At 72.8% G+C, this 14,622-nt stretch carries 14 protein-coding genes; 3 read left to right on the top strand and 11 right to left on the bottom strand.

Annotated elements, in window-relative coordinates:
- Window positions 1–16: 16 nt before the first annotated feature.
- Complete coding sequence (locus ACFOSY_RS23570) at window positions 17–2,542, bottom strand: ATP-dependent Clp protease ATP-binding subunit (RefSeq protein ID WP_394310127.1); 2,526 nt, start codon at window positions 2,540–2,542, stop codon at window positions 17–19.
- A 432-nt stretch (window positions 2,543–2,974) separates the two neighbouring features.
- On the opposite strand from ACFOSY_RS23570, the gene ACFOSY_RS23575 reads away from it, so the two are divergent.
- Window positions 2,975–3,706, top strand: a complete 732-nt coding sequence (locus ACFOSY_RS23575; protein ID WP_394310129.1) for an SCO3374 family protein — start codon at window positions 2,975–2,977, stop codon at window positions 3,704–3,706.
- Here ACFOSY_RS23575 and ACFOSY_RS23580 read toward each other — a convergent pair.
- The 10 genes from ACFOSY_RS23580 to ACFOSY_RS23625 all read right to left on the bottom strand — a co-directional run bounded on the left by ACFOSY_RS23580 (window position 3,685) and on the right by ACFOSY_RS23625 (window position 11,985).
- Window positions 3,685–4,020: a histone-like nucleoid-structuring protein Lsr2 gene (locus ACFOSY_RS23580; RefSeq protein WP_006129605.1), complete on the bottom strand. Its 336-nt coding sequence runs from the start codon at window positions 4,018–4,020 to the stop codon at window positions 3,685–3,687. The two genes, ACFOSY_RS23575 and ACFOSY_RS23580, sit on opposite strands and share 22 nt — an antisense overlap.
- 211 nt (window positions 4,021–4,231) lie before the next feature.
- Window positions 4,232–4,765 (bottom strand): amino-acid N-acetyltransferase, encoded by a 534-nt coding sequence (locus ACFOSY_RS23585; RefSeq protein WP_006129606.1) that lies wholly within the window; start codon window positions 4,763–4,765, stop codon window positions 4,232–4,234.
- A gap of 9 nt (window positions 4,766–4,774) precedes the next feature.
- Window positions 4,775–5,218 carry a BlaI/MecI/CopY family transcriptional regulator gene (locus tag ACFOSY_RS23590; protein WP_394310132.1) on the bottom strand — a complete coding sequence of 148 codons (444 nt, stop codon included), beginning with the start codon at window positions 5,216–5,218 and terminating at the stop codon, window positions 4,775–4,777.
- Window positions 5,219–5,343: 125 nt separating this feature from the next.
- A complete protein-coding gene (locus ACFOSY_RS23595; RefSeq protein WP_006129608.1) occupies window positions 5,344–5,517 on the bottom strand; it encodes a hypothetical protein in 174 nt (57 codons plus the stop codon).
- A gap of 26 nt (window positions 5,518–5,543) precedes the next feature.
- Entirely contained in the window at window positions 5,544–6,140 is a 597-nt protein-coding gene (locus ACFOSY_RS23600) for a hypothetical protein (RefSeq protein WP_394310135.1), read from the bottom strand.
- A 285-nt stretch (window positions 6,141–6,425) separates the two neighbouring features.
- Entirely contained in the window at window positions 6,426–7,223 is a 798-nt protein-coding gene (locus ACFOSY_RS23605; protein WP_225656935.1) for a type III pantothenate kinase, read from the bottom strand.
- 8 nt (window positions 7,224–7,231) lie between these two features.
- The gene (gene nadC, locus ACFOSY_RS23610; protein ID WP_394310137.1) at window positions 7,232–8,212 is read right to left on the bottom strand and encodes a carboxylating nicotinate-nucleotide diphosphorylase; all 981 of its coding nucleotides are present in this window, start codon (window positions 8,210–8,212) and stop codon (window positions 7,232–7,234) included.
- Window positions 8,213–8,217: 5 nt separating this feature from the next.
- On the bottom strand, window positions 8,218–9,954 hold the full coding sequence (locus ACFOSY_RS23615; protein ID WP_394310377.1) for an L-aspartate oxidase: 1,737 nt from the start codon (window positions 9,952–9,954) through the stop codon (window positions 8,218–8,220).
- A gap of 11 nt (window positions 9,955–9,965) precedes the next feature.
- Window positions 9,966–10,964 (bottom strand): pantoate--beta-alanine ligase, encoded by a 999-nt coding sequence (gene panC, locus ACFOSY_RS23620; protein ID WP_394310139.1) that lies wholly within the window; start codon window positions 10,962–10,964, stop codon window positions 9,966–9,968.
- Window positions 10,965–11,037: 73 nt separating this feature from the next.
- Window positions 11,038–11,985 (bottom strand): Rossmann-like and DUF2520 domain-containing protein, encoded by a 948-nt coding sequence (locus ACFOSY_RS23625; RefSeq protein ID WP_394310141.1) that lies wholly within the window; start codon window positions 11,983–11,985, stop codon window positions 11,038–11,040.
- Between the two features lie 171 nt (window positions 11,986–12,156).
- Between ACFOSY_RS23625 and ACFOSY_RS23630 the strand changes: the two genes are divergently transcribed.
- Together ACFOSY_RS23630 and ACFOSY_RS23635 are read left to right on the top strand one after the other, a co-directional pair.
- The gene (locus ACFOSY_RS23630; protein WP_394310143.1) at window positions 12,157–13,386 is read left to right on the top strand and encodes a threonine aldolase family protein; all 1,230 of its coding nucleotides are present in this window, start codon (window positions 12,157–12,159) and stop codon (window positions 13,384–13,386) included.
- Window positions 13,387–13,492: 106 nt separating this feature from the next.
- Complete coding sequence (locus ACFOSY_RS23635) at window positions 13,493–14,599, top strand: DUF5937 family protein (protein WP_394310146.1); 1,107 nt, start codon at window positions 13,493–13,495, stop codon at window positions 14,597–14,599.
- The last annotated feature ends 23 nt before the right edge of the window (window positions 14,600–14,622 follow it).

Raw genomic sequence — 14,622 nt, forward strand, 5'->3', positions numbered from 1 at the left:
CCGTGAGGCAGGGCGCTTACGCGTCCTTGCTCAGGTTCGGACCGGCGCCGCCGGCCGCCTGCTCGATCGGCGGGACGTCGGGCAGGGCCGACTTCTCCTCGCCGCGGAAGGTGAAGGTCTGGGCCTCGCCCTCGCCCTCGGTGTCCACGACCACGATGTGACCGGGACGCAGCTCGCCGAAGAGGATCTTCTCCGACAGCGAGTCCTCGATCTCCCGCTGGATGGTCCGGCGCAGCGGCCGGGCGCCCAGCACGGGGTCGTAGCCCTTCTTGGACAGCAGCTCCTTGGCGGACTGGGAGAGCTCGATGCCCATGTCCCGGTCCTTCAGGCGCTCGTCCACCTTGTCGATCATCAGGTCGACGATCCGCAGGATGTCGCCCTGGGTCAGCTGCGGGAAGACCACCACGTCGTCGACGCGGTTGAGGAACTCGGGCCGGAAGTGCTGCTTGAGCTCGTCCGAGACCTTGTTCTTCATGCGCTCGTAGTTGGTCTTCGTGTCGCCCGCGGCGGCGAAGCCCAGGTTGAAGCCCTTGGAGATGTCCCGGGTGCCGAGGTTGGTCGTCATGATGATGACCGTGTTCTTGAAGTCCACGACCCGGCCCTGGGAGTCGGTCAGGCGACCGTCCTCCAGGATCTGCAGCAGCGAGTTGAAGATGTCCGGGTGGGCCTTCTCGACCTCGTCGAAGAGCACGACCGAGAACGGCTTGCGGCGCACCTTCTCCGTCAGCTGGCCGCCCTCCTCGTAGCCCACGTAGCCGGGGGGCGAACCGAACAGACGCGACACCGTGTGCTTCTCGCTGAACTCCGACATGTCGAGGGAGATCAGCGCGTCCTCGTCGCCGAAGAGGAACTCCGCGAGCGCCTTGGACAGCTCGGTCTTACCGACACCGGACGGGCCGGCGAAGATGAACGAGCCACCGGGACGCTTCGGGTCCTTCAGACCGGCGCGCGTACGGCGGATCGCCTTGGACAGCGCCTTGACGGCGTCGTCCTGGCCGATGACCCGCTTGTGCAGCTCGTCCTCCATGCGGAGCAGACGGCTGGACTCCTCCTCGGTCAGCTTGAAGACCGGGATGCCGGTGGCCGTCGCGAGGACCTCGGCGATCAGCTCGCCGTCGACCTCGGCGACGACGTCCATGTCGCCGGCCTTCCACTCCTTCTCCCGCTTCGCCTTGGCGGCCAGGAGCTGCTTCTCCTTGTCGCGCAGCGAGGCGGCCTTCTCGAAGTCCTGCGAGTCGATCGCGGACTCCTTGTCGCGGCGGACGCCGGCGATCTTCTCGTCGAACTCGCGCAGGTCCGGCGGCGCGGTCATCCGGCGGATACGCATCCGGGAGCCGGCCTCGTCGATCAGGTCGATCGCCTTGTCCGGCAGGAAGCGGTCCGAGATGTAGCGGTCGGCCAGGGTGGCGGCCTGGACCAGCGCCTCGTCCGTGATGGAGACGCGGTGGTGCGCCTCGTAGCGGTCGCGCAGGCCCTTGAGGATCTCGATCGTGTGCGGCAGGGACGGCTCGGCGACCTGGATGGGCTGGAAGCGGCGCTCGAGGGCCGCGTCCTTCTCCAGGTGCTTGCGGTACTCGTCCAGCGTGGTCGCACCGATGGTCTGGAGCTCGCCGCGGGCCAGCATCGGCTTGAGGATGCTCGCCGCGTCGATCGCGCCCTCGGCGGCGCCCGCACCGACCAGCGTGTGCAGCTCGTCGATGAACAGGATGATGTCGCCGCGGGTGCGGATCTCCTTGAGCACCTTCTTCAGGCGCTCCTCGAAGTCACCGCGGTAGCGGGAGCCGGCCACCAGGGCGCCGAGGTCCAGGGTGTAGAGGTGCTTGTCCTTGAGGGTCTCGGGCACCTCGCCCTTGACGATGGCCTGGGCGAGGCCCTCGACGACGGCGGTCTTGCCGACGCCGGGCTCACCGATCAGCACCGGGTTGTTCTTGGTACGGCGGGACAGCACCTGCATGACCCGCTCGATCTCCTTCTCGCGCCCGATGACCGGGTCGAGCTTGGACTCACGAGCGGCCTGGGTGAGGTTCCGGCCGAACTGGTCGAGGACCAGGGACGTGGAAGGCGTGCCCTCCGCAGGACCGCCGGCGGTGGCGGTCTCCTTGCCCTGGTAACCGGAGAGCAGCTGGATCACCTGCTGCCGCACGCGGTTCAGATCAGCGCCCAGCTTGACCAGGACCTGGGCGGCGACGCCCTCGCCCTCACGGATCAGGCCGAGCAGGATGTGCTCCGTGCCGATGTAGTTGTGGCCCAGCTGAAGGGCCTCGCGGAGCGACAGCTCCAGGACCTTCTTGGCACGGGGGGTGAAGGGGATGTGACCCGACGGGGCCTGCTGGCCCTGCCCGATGATCTCCTCCACCTGCTGGCGGACCGCCTCGAGCGAAATCCCGAGGCTCTCAAGGGCCTTGGCGGCGACACCCTCACCCTCGTGGATCAGGCCCAGGAGGATGTGCTCGGTGCCGATGTAGTTGTGGTTGAGCATCCGGGCTTCTTCCTGAGCCAGGACGACAACCCGCCGCGCGCGGTCGGTGAACCTCTCGAACATCGTTAATCGCTCCTCAGAGCGGTCAGGCAGTGGGGGGAACTTCCCCTCCCTGTCCTTCCGCAGCTTAGTCCCGCAAGCGGGGACCGCTCATTCCAACTGCCGACACCGTCGATGGCCTCCTGACCCCGCTCACGCCGACATCTGCTCCAACCCGATGGTGCGAGACGATGTTCCCGCAGGCCAGGCAGTTACCCCCTTCGCCAGTACGCCCGTGGCGAACGGGAGCCGTCCCGCCCTGCGTGTCGCCCCCTCCCACTAGGGATGTCTTACCCGCTGCTACTGACAGTCCATGCCGAGTGCACGGGTTCCCTCCGCTACGGGCGAACAACCTTGCGCCCTCCAGCACCCCCGCGCGCCCCCGTGTTCGACACCGTGCGCATACATTCAAACACCCAGCGTAACCCCAGGAGGCCGCCGTCCGTTTCCCCGGGCATGGCCCGTACCCGCTCCGCCGTCCTCCCGTCGCCCCGCCGGCCGGACCCGCCGGCCCGCGAGGGACGCGAGGGATGCGAGGGGCGTCACGGCGACCGGACGCGCCTCTGGTACGAGAACGTCCTGGGCTGGCCCACGGTGCCCGGCGTGCCGCCGCGGCTGGTGGTGGGCGTGCGCTTCGACGTCCTGGACGTGCCCGCGGAGGCGGGGCACGCGGCGCTGGAGCGGCTGGGCGGGGCCGCGAGGGGCTTCCCGGTGGCCCTCCAGGGGAGCAGGATGCGGCTGCTGGTCGCCGCGGGCGGCGCGGACGAGCTGCCGGGCCTGCTGGAGTGGCTGGAGTGGGGCGGTCTGGGGCTCGACCTGCGGGCGCTCGGCGAGGGCTGCCGGATGGACGCCCCCGCCCCGTGGACCGCCGGGACGGCCGCCGAGGCCGGCCTGCCGCGCGGGCGCCCGGACGCCGGGCGGCCCGGCGAGGAGGGCCTGCGCGGTCGGGACCGTTCGCAGGGGGCCGCCGTATGGCTGCGGCCCCCCGAGCCGGGTCGCGAGGCGGAGACCTCGCTGCCGACGCTGTCGGCGATGGGCACGAGAAACCCGCGAGGGGACGCTGACGGCCCCGCGGACCTCGTGCGACTGGTCAACACCCTGGCGACGCAGATCCACCGCGTGCGCCTGCGGCGCTCGGCTGCGGGCGCCGCCGTGCACGGCGTGGATCAGCCGTTGGCCTTCTCGTAGGCCTCGCGGATGGACGCCGGGACGCGGCCGCGGTCGTTCACCTCGTAACCGTTCTCCTTGGCCCAGGCGCGGATGGCCGCGGTGTCCTGGCTGCCGCCCGAGGAGGAACGCGTCTTTCCGCGCCCGCCCGAGGAGCGGCCCCCGGTACGACGACCGCCCTTCACGTAAGGCTCGAGAAGGTCGCGGAGCTTCTCCGCGTTGGCGGTGGTGAGATCGATCTCGTAGGTCTTGCCGTCCAACGCGAACGTCACGGTCTCGTCCGCCTCGCCGCCGTCGAGGTCGTCGACAAGAAGGACCTGAACCTTCTGTGCCACCGGATTTCCTTTCATCGATAACTTGTGGGCCGGGGTGAGCCGGCGTCCGCCGTATCGCCGCCCCTTGTTATATGCAGTACTGCAGTACCTCGGAAAGCAAACCGCTTTTGCCGTAAAAACACAAACCCCCGGCGAAGGGCAGGGCCCCGCGCGCACCACGGAAACATGCGCGTTTCGGACATAGGGCCCCGCATAGGGGCCCTGACACAGATCACAGATGCAGAAGCATCCGGCTGTTGCCCAAGGTGTTCGGTTTCACGCGTTCGAGACCCAGGAACTCCGCGACGCCCTCGTCATAGGAGCGCAGCAACTCCGCGTACACATCGCGGTCGACGGGCGTCTCGCCGATCTCCACGAAGCCGTGCTTGGCGAAGAAGTCCACTTCGAAGGTCAGGCAGAATACGCGCCGAACACCGAGCCAGCGGGCCGTCTGCAGCAACTTCTCCAGCACGCGGTGGCCCACGCCGGCCCCCTTCAGGCCCGGCTTCACGGCGAGAGTGCGCACTTCGGCGAGGTCTTCCCACATCACGTGCAGGGCGCCGCAGCCGACGACCTCCGCGTTGTCGTCCCGTTCCGCCACCCAGAACTCCTGGATGTCCTCGTAAAGCGTCACCGTGGCTTTGTCGAGCAGGATGCCCTCGCGGACGTAGACGTCGAGCAGGCGGCGTACGGCCGGCACATCGCTGGTGCGGGCCCGCCGTACGGTGAGGGCATTCGCGGTGACTTCGGGGCTGTCTGCTGACATGGACGGACGTTATCGCCCGCCGGGCTCGTCACGGGAGGCGGGGTTCTCGTCCTCGACAGAGCCCGTGCTGCCGGAGTCACCGTCGGTGGTTTGCGGCAGCTGGACGATCCGCATGGCGTCCTGGAGAGCCTGCCGCTGTTCCTCGCTCATCATGCCGAAGAACGCGACGAGAGCCGCGGCGGCGTTGTCGCTCCGCGACCACGCCTCGTTCATGAGGGCGGCGGCGTAGGCGGCGCGAGTGGAGACGGCCTCATATCGATAGGCGCGTCCTTCGGACTCGCGTCGCACCCAGCCCTTCTGATGGAGATTGTCCAGAACGGTCATCACCGTGGTGTACGCGATGGACCGTTCCTTCTGGAGATCTTCCAGGACTTCCCGAACGGTCACCGGGCGGTTCCACTTCCAGACCCGCGTCATCACCGCGTCTTCGAGTTCTCCCAATGGGCGAGGCACAACTCAGAACAATAGTGGGAGATCACGGCAATGGCGTGCCGGACGTGCGCGATACCTGGCGAAGCATGACAAAAGGGGCGTACGACGGCGGGTCGTACGCCCCTGAGGGGCCGGGGTGGTCCCGGTCAGGCGTCGGTCTTGCCGGCGGGCGCGCCGTCCGCCCGGGCGAGGGCCGCGTCGACGGCGGCGTCCTCCTTGGTCTTGTTGGCGCCGCCCTGCGTCTTCACGATGACGCGGATCACGCCGATGAAGAAGACGGCCATGACGACCGGGGGCAGGAGCGCGGAGACGTAGTCCATGCGTCCAGGGTAGCCAGGGGAACGGGTCAGCCGGCGGCCAGGTGCTGGTCCGGCGGGGGCGTGGCGGGTTTGCGCCGGGGGAAGACCTCGCCGGGCGTGGGCACGGGCCGCCGGGCCGGACGGGGGGTGCCGGGCGCGGGGCTCGGGCTCGGGTTCGGCGCGGAGGGCCGCTCCTCGGGCTTCTCCTCCCCCTCCTCCCGCTCCCGCTCCTGCTCCTGGCCCGCGGCGGACAGGCCCCCGGGCAGGGCGGTGAGGCGGACGCGCTCGCAGTGCCGCAGCAGGGCGGCGGCGGTGGGGTTGCCGCGCAGGGCGCGCAGGGCGGCCAGATCGTCCGGCTGAGGCCGGTATCCGGCGCCCAGCGCCTCTTCCAGGAGCGCGAGGTAGCCGGCGGCGGTGCCGGGGAGGGCGGCGCGGTAGCGGCCGAGATCGGCCACCAGGAAGGCGCGCAGCCGGGCGCTCTCGCGCGTCGCCTCGTCGAGGGACGCGGCGAGGCGCAGGCAGTCCTGGACGTCGTCGGCCGTGGCCGGGCTGGGGTGCAGGGCGAGGGCGAGAGCACGGCGGAGCACACGCAGCTCCTCCGCACCGAACGCCAGGCCGCCGCGGGATCCGTAGGGCGTGGGCATGCGCCGACGATACGCGCTAATCAGACAAACACGGCATACGGGACAGGGTGTGGCGCACCCCAACACCCACCTGGCCGCGCATGTGCGCAGGTGGACACGGCGGGCACCTGCAACACCCTCAAGGGGCGCGGGGAACTGCGCGAACGGTGGTGGGACCCGGGTCACCGATCCGGCACGGGCCGACCGCACACCCCAGGGGCGCGGGGAACTGCGCGAACGGTGGTGACAGCGCCGCACACCTCCCGGCCCAGGCCCACATCCACACCCGCCGGAGGCCGCCCGCACCTACATACGCGACACGTTCCGCTCATAGACCAGCCGAAGCCCGATCAACGTGAGCCACGGCTCATGCTCATCGATCACCGTCGCCTCCCCCAACACCATCGGCGCCAGTCCCCCCGTGGCGATGACGGTCACGTCGTCCGGATCCTCCGCCAGCTCCCGCGCCATGCGGTTGACGACCCCGTCGACCTGCCCGGCGAACCCGTACACGATCCCCGACTGCATCGCCGCGACCGTGTTCTTGCCGATCACCGTGCGCGGCCGGGCCACCTCGATCTTGCGCAGCTGGGCCGCCTTGACCCCGAGCGCCTCCACCGAGATCTCGATGCCGGGCGCGATGACCCCGCCGACGTACTCCCCGCGCGCGGAGACCGCGTCGAACGTCGTCGCCGTGCCGAAGTCGACGACGATCGCCGGGCCGCCGTACAGCTCGTTGGCGGCGACCGCGTTGATGATGCGGTCGGCGCCGACCTCCTTGGGGTTGTCGAACTGGATCGGCACCCCCGTCTTCACGCCCGGCTCCACGAGCACCGCGGGCACGTCGCCGTAGTACCGGCGGGTGACCTCGCGCAGTTCGTGCAGCACGGACGGGACGGTGGCGCAGATGGCGATGCCGTCGATGCCGTCGCCCAGCTCCTCGCCCAGCAGCGGGTGCATGCCCATCAGGCCCTGGAGGAGCACGGCCAGCTCGTCCGCCGTGCGCCGCGCGTCCGTGGAGATGCGCCAGTGCTCGACGATCTCGTCGCCGTCGAACAGGCCGAGGACGGTGTGCGTGTTGCCCACGTCGATGGTCAGCAGCATGGCCCGTCCTACTCCGCGGCGCGCAGGTCGAGGCCGATGTCGAGGATCGGCGAGGAGTGGGTCAGGGCGCCCACGGCGAGGTAGTCGACGCCCGTGTCGGCGTACGCCTTCGCGCCCGCGAGGGTGAGGCGGCCGGAGGCCTCCAGGGCCGCGCGGCCGTCGACGAGGGCGACGGCCTCCTCGCACTCTCCGGGGGTGAAGTTGTCCAGCAGGATCAGGTCGGCGCCCGCGTCCAGCACCTCGCGGAGCTGGTGCAGGGTGTCGACCTCCACCTCGATCGGGACGTCGGGGAAGCGCTCGCGGACGGCCCTGAAGGCCTGCGCGACGCCGCCGGCGGCGACCACGTGGTTGTCCTTGACCAGCGCCGCGTCCGACAGGGACATGCGGTGGTTGGCGCCGCCGCCGCAGCGCACGGCGAACTTCTCCAGGCTGCGCAGCCCCGGCGTGGTCTTGCGGGTGTCGCGCACCTTCGCCCTGGTGCCCTCCAGGGCGTCCGCCCACGCGCGCGTGGCCGTCGCGATGCCGGACAGCCGGCACAGCAGGTTCAGGGCGCTGCGCTCGGCGGTGAGGATGTCGCGGGTGCGGGTGGTGACCGACAGCAGGACCTGGCCGGCCTCCACCCGGTCGCCGTCCTCCACGTGCCGCTCGACCTCGAACTCCTCGGTGCAGACGATCGACATGACCGCCTCGGCGACCCGCAGGCCGGCCACCGTGCCCGCCTCGCGGGCGGTGAAGTCGGCGGTGGCGACGGCGTCCTCGGGGATGGTCGCGACCGTGGTCACGTCCACGCCGTGCGCCAGGTCCTCCTGGAGGGCCACGTTGGCGATGTCCTCGACCTCGACGGGGTCGAGCCCCGCGTCGGCCAGGAGCTGGGCGAGCGCGGGGTCGAGCCCGCACTCCAGGTAGGCGTCCTCCTCGCCGGCGCCGCAGGCACAGCCGTCGCCGCAGCCGCCGGAGGAGGAGACGAGGGGAAGGTCGGGGGTGGTCACTGCTGTCACTGCTCCTGGGCCTGGGGGAGGGTCGGGGGGAAGTCTGTGGTGTCGGTGGTGCGCACCGCCAGCGATCGGTCGGGATTCAGCCGTACGACGATGTGGCGGCGCCACGCCGTGTCGTCGCGCTCGGGACGGTCCTCGCGCCAGTGGCAGCCGCGGGTCTCCTCGCGCTGCCGGGCCGCGGCCACCAGGACACGGGCGACGCACAGCAGGTTGGTGGCCTCCCAGGTGTCGACGCCCGGCTCGGCGGTCTTGCCGTTCTCGTCGAGGGCGTCGCGCGCGTCGGCGTGCAGCCGGTGCAGGCGGTCGGCGGCCTCGGCCAGGGACGCCTCGGAGCGCAGCACGCCCGCGCCGCGGGTCATGATCCGCTGGACGGCGAAGCGCGCCTCGGGCGGGAGCAGCGGGTGCGCGGGGCGCTGCTGCGTGGGCAGCGGCTGCGGCACGCGCGCGTGGAGGCCGGTGCGGACGATGTCGGCGGCGATGCGCTCGGCGTAGACGAGGCCTTCGAGCAGCGAGTTGGACGCGAGCCGGTTGGCGCCGTGCACGCCGGTGCAGGCGACCTCGCCGCACGCGTACAGGCCGGGCACCGTGGTGCGGCCGTGGGAGTCGGTGCGGACGCCGCCGGAGGCGTAGTGCGCGGCGGGGGCGACCGGCACGGGCTCGGTGACCGGGTCGATGCCGTGGGCGCGGCAGGCGGCCAGGATCGTCGGGAAGCGGTGCTCCCACATCTCGGCGCCGAAGTGGCGGGCGTCGAGGTACATGTGCTCGGTGTCGTTCTCCCGCATGCGGCGCATGATGCCCTTGGCGACGATGTCGCGCGGGGCCAGCTCGGCCAGCTCGTGCTGCCCGAGCATGAAGCGCACGCCGTCGGCGTCCACCAGGTGGGCGCCCTCGCCGCGCACCGCCTCCGAGACCAGCGGCTGCTGGCCCTCCGCGTCCGCGCCGAGGAACAGCACCGTGGGGTGGAACTGGACGAACTCCAGGTCGCTCACCTCGGCGCCCGCGCGCAGCGCGAGGGCGACGCCGTCGCCGGTGGAGACGGCCGGGTTGGTGGTCGCGGAGAACACCTGGCCCATGCCGCCGGTGGCGAGCACCACGGCGGGCGCGTGCACCGCGCCCACGCCGTCGTGCTGGCCCTCGCCCATGACGTGCAGGGTGACGCCGGCGGTGCGGCCCTCGGCGTCGGTGAGGAGGTCGAGGACGAGCGCGTTCTCGACGGTGCGCAGCCCGCGGGCGCGGACCGCCTCGACCAGGGCGCGGGAGATCTCCGCGCCGGTGGCGTCGCCGCCCGCGTGGGCGATGCGGCGGCGGTGGTGGCCTCCCTCGCGGGTGAGTTCCAGGTCGCCGTCGGTGGACGCGTCGAACCGCGCGCCGGTCGCGATGAGCCGCCGTACGGCGTCGGGGCCCTCGGTGACCAGGATGCGCACCGCCTCCTCGTCGCACAGGCCCGCGCCGGCGACCAGGGTGTCGTCGAGATGCTGCTCGGGGGTGTCGCCCTCGCCGAGGGCCGCGGCGATGCCGCCCTGCGCCCAGCGGGTCGAGCCGTCGTCGAGGCGCGCCTTGGTGACCACCACGGTGGTCAGGCCGGCGGCCTCGCAGCGCAGGGCGGCGGTGAGACCGGCGACGCCGGAGCCGACGACCACCACGTCCGCGTCGATGGACCACCCGGGCGCGGGCGCGTGCAGTCGGGGGCGGGTGCCGGGCGCCGCCGCTTCGGGGCGGACGGCGGGCGGGCGTATGCCTGTGCTGGTCACGAGGCGTCTCCGAACGTTCCGAAGGTCAGCGGGAGGTTGTCGATGAGCCGGGTGTCGCCCACCCGCGCGGCGACCGCGAGGACGGCCTCGCCGGTGAAGTCGTCGCCGATCTCGGTGAAGTCGGCCGGGTCGACCAGCGCCAGGTAGTCCAGCCGCAGCGGCGGGTCGAGGCGGGCGGCCTCGTCCAGCACCAGGCGGGCGGCGGCGCGGACCGCCGCGGGGCCGCCGGCGGTGGTGGCGACGGCGTGCGCGTCGGCGGCGGCGCGGGACTCGCCGATCGCGCTGAGCGCCTCGGCACGCGCGAGGGTGGCGGGCACCTCACGGGCGCGGGCGCGCAGCGCCTCCTGCGCGGCGTGCCGGTCGCGGCCCGCGAAAAGGGCCTGCGACAGGGCGAGCGCGGTGCGCCGCTCGGCGGGCGAGAGGTAGCGGTTGCGGCTGGACAGGGCGAGCCCGTCCTCCTCGCGGACGGTGGGCACGCCGACGATCTCCACCCCGAAGTTCAGGTCGCGCACCATGCGCCGGATCAGGGCGAGCTGCTGAGCGTCCTTCTGCCCGTAGAGGGCGACGTCGGGGCGGGTGAGGTGCAGCAGCTTCGCCACGACGGTGAGCATGCCGTCGAAGTGGCCGGGCCGGGCGGCGCCCTCCAGCCGCTCGCCCATGGGCCCGGCGCTGATCCGGACCTGGGGTTCGCCGCCCGGGTAGACCTCGTCGACGGACGGGGCGAACACCGCGTCCGCGCCGGACTCCCCGGCCAGCTCGACGTCGGCGTCCAGGGTGCGCGGGTAGCGGTCCAGGTCCTCGCCGGCGCCGAACTGGAGCGGGTTGACGAAGACGGTGACGACGACCTCGCCGTCCGGTCCGGCGATCCCCCGGGCGGTGCGGATCAGCGTGGCGTGGCCCTCGTGCAGCGCGCCCATGGTCATCACGACGGCACGGCGGCCGGTACGCGCGCGGGCGTGCAGGTCGGCGGCGGTGCGCAGCAGGGTGGCGGTCATCGGGCGGCTCCGTTCCGGGACGCGCGCGGGGGCGTACGGGTGGGGTGGGTGTGCGGAGTGCGGGCGGTACCGGTCATGGGGTGCTTCCGGGGGTGGTTCCGGGGCCGCCCGCGCCGTCGGCGGGGCCGGCGAGCACCCCGAGGAGGGGCTCGGCGAGCTCCGGCTTCAGCAGCCCGTGGGCGAGGGCGCGGTCGGCGGTGGCGCGGGCCATGGCCAGATACCCGGCGACGGTCCCCGGGGCGTGCTCGCGCAGCACGGCGACGTGTGCCGCGACCGTGCCGGCGTCGCCGCGCGCGACCGGGCCGGTGAGGGCCGCGTCGCCGGAGCGCAGGGCGTTGTCGAGGGCGGCGCCGAGCAGCGGGCCGAGCATCCGGTCGGGGGCGCCGACGCCCGCGGTGCGCAGCAGCTCCAGGGACTGGGCCACCAGGGTGACCAGATGGTTGGCGCCCAGGGCGAGGGCGGCGTGGTAGAGCGGGCGGTTCTCCTCGGCGATCCACTCGGGCTCGCCGCCCATCTCGATGACCAGGGCCTCGGCGGCCAGCCGCAGCTCCTCGGGCGCGGTGACGCCGAAGGAGCAGCCGGCGAGCCGCTGCACGTCCACGGGGGTGCCGGTGAACGTCATCGCCGGGTGCAGGGCCAGCGGCAGCGCGCCGGCGCGCAGGGCGGGGTCGAGCACCTTCGCGCCGTAGCGTCCGGAGGTGTGCACGAGGAGCTGGCCGGGGCGCACCGCGCCGGTGTCGGCGAGCCCGGCGACCAGCTCGGGCAGGGCGTCGTCGGGGACGGTCAGCAGCACCAGCTCGGACCGCTCCAGCACCTCGGCGGGCGGCACCACCGGCACGTCCGGCAGCATCTCCTCGGCGCGCCTGCGGGAGGCGTCGGAGACGGCGGAGACGGCCACCGGGCGGTGTCCGGCCAGCTTCAGGGACGCGGCGAGGGCGGGGCCCACGCGTCCGGCGCCTACGACGCCGACGGTGAGCCGCGCGGGGCGGTCCCGGGGATCGGGCTGTGGGGTTGTGTTCACGCGACGACGGCCTTCCCGTTCCAGTCCGCTCGGGGTACCGGACGATTTCTCGTCATGTTAACGCGATCGGTTCCGGCGGCGACCGGTTGTCCACAGGCTGTGGGTTTCCGCGGGGCGCGTCACGCCACGCCCCGTGGGGAAACGGAGGTGACCCCGTGGAGGGGGCGGGGGATGATCGCGGGCATGACTGACACGGCGGACCACGACGGCACGACCCCGCGGACGGAACGGACGGAACGGGCGGAGGCGACGGAGCAGGCGGAGGAGGCCCCCTCGCCCACCCCGCGCGAACGGCGCATCGCGGCCTGGCGCAACGCACCGCGCGTGCTGGCGCGCCTCGGCTTCCTCGCCCCGCTCCGCGAGCGGCTGGCACTCCTGGAGGCGGCCGGCGACGCCTACGACCTCGACGAGACGTCCGACGTCTACGGCGACGGGGTCGTCGAGGCCCTGGAGAAGCGGGTCGCCGAACTGCTCGGCACCGAGGCGGCCGCGTTCTTCCCGACCGGCACGATGGCGCAGCAGGTCGCCCTGCGCTGCTGGGCCGGCCGCACCGGGAACCCGGCCGTCGCGCTGCACCCGCTCAGCCACCCCGAGGTGCACGAGCGGAACGCGTTCAGCCAGGTCAGCGGCCTGCGCCCGGTGCGGTTCGGGAACGAGCCGAGGCTGCCCACCGCCGAGGAGGTCCGCGGCCTCGAGGAGCCCTTCGGGACGCTGATGCTGGAACTGCCCCTGAGGGACGCCGGGTTCGTGCTGCCCACCTGGGAGGAGCTGACCGAGGTGGTGGACGCCGCGCGGGAACGCGACGCGGTCGTCCACGTCGACGGGGCGCGGCTGTGGGAGTGCACCGAGCACTTCGGGAAGCCGCTGGAGGAGATCGCGGGCCTCGCGGACAGCGTCTACGTGTCCTTCTACAAGTCCCTCGACGCCTTCGGCGGCGCGGCGATCGCCGGACCCGCCTGTCTGGTCGAGGAGGCGAAGACCTGGCGGCACCGGTACGGGGGCGCGGTCTTCCAGCAGTTCCCGACCGCGCTGTCCGCGCTGATCGGGCTGGACCGGGAGCTGCCCAGGCTGCCGGAGTACGTCCGCCACGCGCGCGTGGTGGCGGCCGCCCTGCGCGAGGGCCTGGAAGCAGGGGGGCTGCCCTGGTTCCGGGTGCACCCGGAGGTGCCGCACACCTACGACTTCCAGGTGTGGCTGCCGTACGAGACGGAGTTCGTGGCGGAGACGGCGATCCGGGCGGGCGAGGAGACCGGCGCGATGCTGTTCGCGAACCACTGGGACCCCAAGGGACCCGGCCTGACCTTCACCGAGGTCTACGTCCGCTCCGCCGCCCTGGAGTGGACGGCAGACGACGTCCGCGAGGCGGCCACGGACTTCGCCCGCCGCCTGACCGGCAAGTAGCCCGCACCGGCGCGGCGGGGGTGGACGCCGGCCGGGAGCGAGCCGCCGCGCCGGGGGCGGACACCGGCCGGGGCCCGGTGTCGGTGGCGGGGTGCACCATGTGGGCATGGGCGTGCACATCGACATCACCGGGCTGCGGCCGGAGCGGATCGCCGCCGTGATCTCGCCGCTGGCCGAGCTGGGCATGGCGCTGCACGCGCTGTCCGAGCCGGCCCACCACCCCGGCCCCCAGGCCTGGGTGACGGCGGTGACCGCACGGCTGGACCCGCATCTCGCGGACCGCCTGTGCGAGGCGGACTTCCTGTGGCGGACCACGTTCTCCGACCTGTTCCTGGCCTGCGCCGGGGTGCCGGGCCGCGCGGCGCTGCCCGGCGGCACCCTCGCCGAGGAGCTGGACCTGCTGGACAAGCTGTCGGACGAGCAGTTCGTCGACGGCGCCCTGGAGTTCACCTGCGCGCTCCCCTACGACGAGCCGGGGCTCGGCCCGCTGGCCGACGAGGGGCTGCGCCGCCGCTCGCTGGAGCTGGCCGCCGCGCGGGGGCCACGGCAGATGCTGTTCACCGAGCGGCTGCTGGCCGACCCGCCGAGCACCAGGGCGTGGCTGCGGCAGTTCCTCCAGGACTGCGACGAGGCGTTCTTCGCGGAGGCGTGGTCCCGGCTGCGGCACCAGCTCGCCGCGGACGCCCGCCTCAAGACGGACCTGCTGCGCCGCAAGGGGCTGAGCGAGGCGCTGACGTCGGTGTCCTCCGCCGTGACGCTGGACGAGGCGGCCGGCCGGATCGACGTCGACAAGCTGGGCGACGGCCGCACCACGACCGGTGACGGCGGGCTGCTGCTGGTCCCCACCAGCCTCGGCTGGCCGCATCTGATGGTGCTGCACCGGCACGGCTGGCAGCCCGTGCTGCACTACCCGGTCGGCTCCCCCGGGCTGGCCGCCCCGCCGACCGTCGAGCAGCTCGCCCTGCGGATGACCGCGCTGTCCCACCCGGTGCGGATGCGCCTGTGCCGCAACCTCGCCCGCAGCGCGTACACCACCAGCGAGCTGGCGCAGGTGCACGGCATGACCGCGCCGGAGATATCCCGGCACCTGGCCGTGCTGAAGAAGGCGGGCCTGATCACCACCCGCCGCCGCGGCCGGTACGTCCTGCACCAGCTCGACGTGACGGTCGTGGCCCGCCTGGGCAGCGACTTCCTGGAGGGCATCCTCCGGTAGGCCCCGACCGACGCGTCGGTCCG

Origin of the sequence: Streptomyces lusitanus (genome assembly GCF_042647945.1) — a bacterium.
In the GTDB taxonomy this organism is placed as follows: Bacteria; Actinomycetota; Actinomycetes; order Streptomycetales; family Streptomycetaceae; genus Streptomyces; species Streptomyces pseudogriseolus.

Coding starts and splice junctions, on each gene's coding strand:
- ACFOSY_RS23570 (WP_394310127.1), bottom strand. CDS start 2,542: ATGTTCGAGAGGTTCACCGACCGCGCGCGGCGGGTTGTCGTCCTGGCT.
- ACFOSY_RS23605 (WP_225656935.1), bottom strand. CDS start 7,223: ATGCTGCTGACCATCGACGTGGGCAACACGCACACCGTCCTCGGCCTG.
- ACFOSY_RS23585 (WP_006129606.1), bottom strand. CDS start 4,765: ATGTCAGCAGACAGCCCCGAAGTCACCGCGAATGCCCTCACCGTACGG.
- ACFOSY_RS23630 (WP_394310143.1), top strand. CDS start 12,157: ATGATCGCGGGCATGACTGACACGGCGGACCACGACGGCACGACCCCG.
- ACFOSY_RS23635 (WP_394310146.1), top strand. CDS start 13,493: ATGGGCGTGCACATCGACATCACCGGGCTGCGGCCGGAGCGGATCGCC.
- ACFOSY_RS23595 (WP_006129608.1), bottom strand. CDS start 5,517: ATGGACTACGTCTCCGCGCTCCTGCCCCCGGTCGTCATGGCCGTCTTC.
- panC (WP_394310139.1), bottom strand. CDS start 10,964: ATGACCGCCACCCTGCTGCGCACCGCCGCCGACCTGCACGCCCGCGCG.
- ACFOSY_RS23600 (WP_394310135.1), bottom strand. CDS start 6,140: ATGCCCACGCCCTACGGATCCCGCGGCGGCCTGGCGTTCGGTGCGGAG.
- ACFOSY_RS23575 (WP_394310129.1), top strand. CDS start 2,975: ATGGCCCGTACCCGCTCCGCCGTCCTCCCGTCGCCCCGCCGGCCGGAC.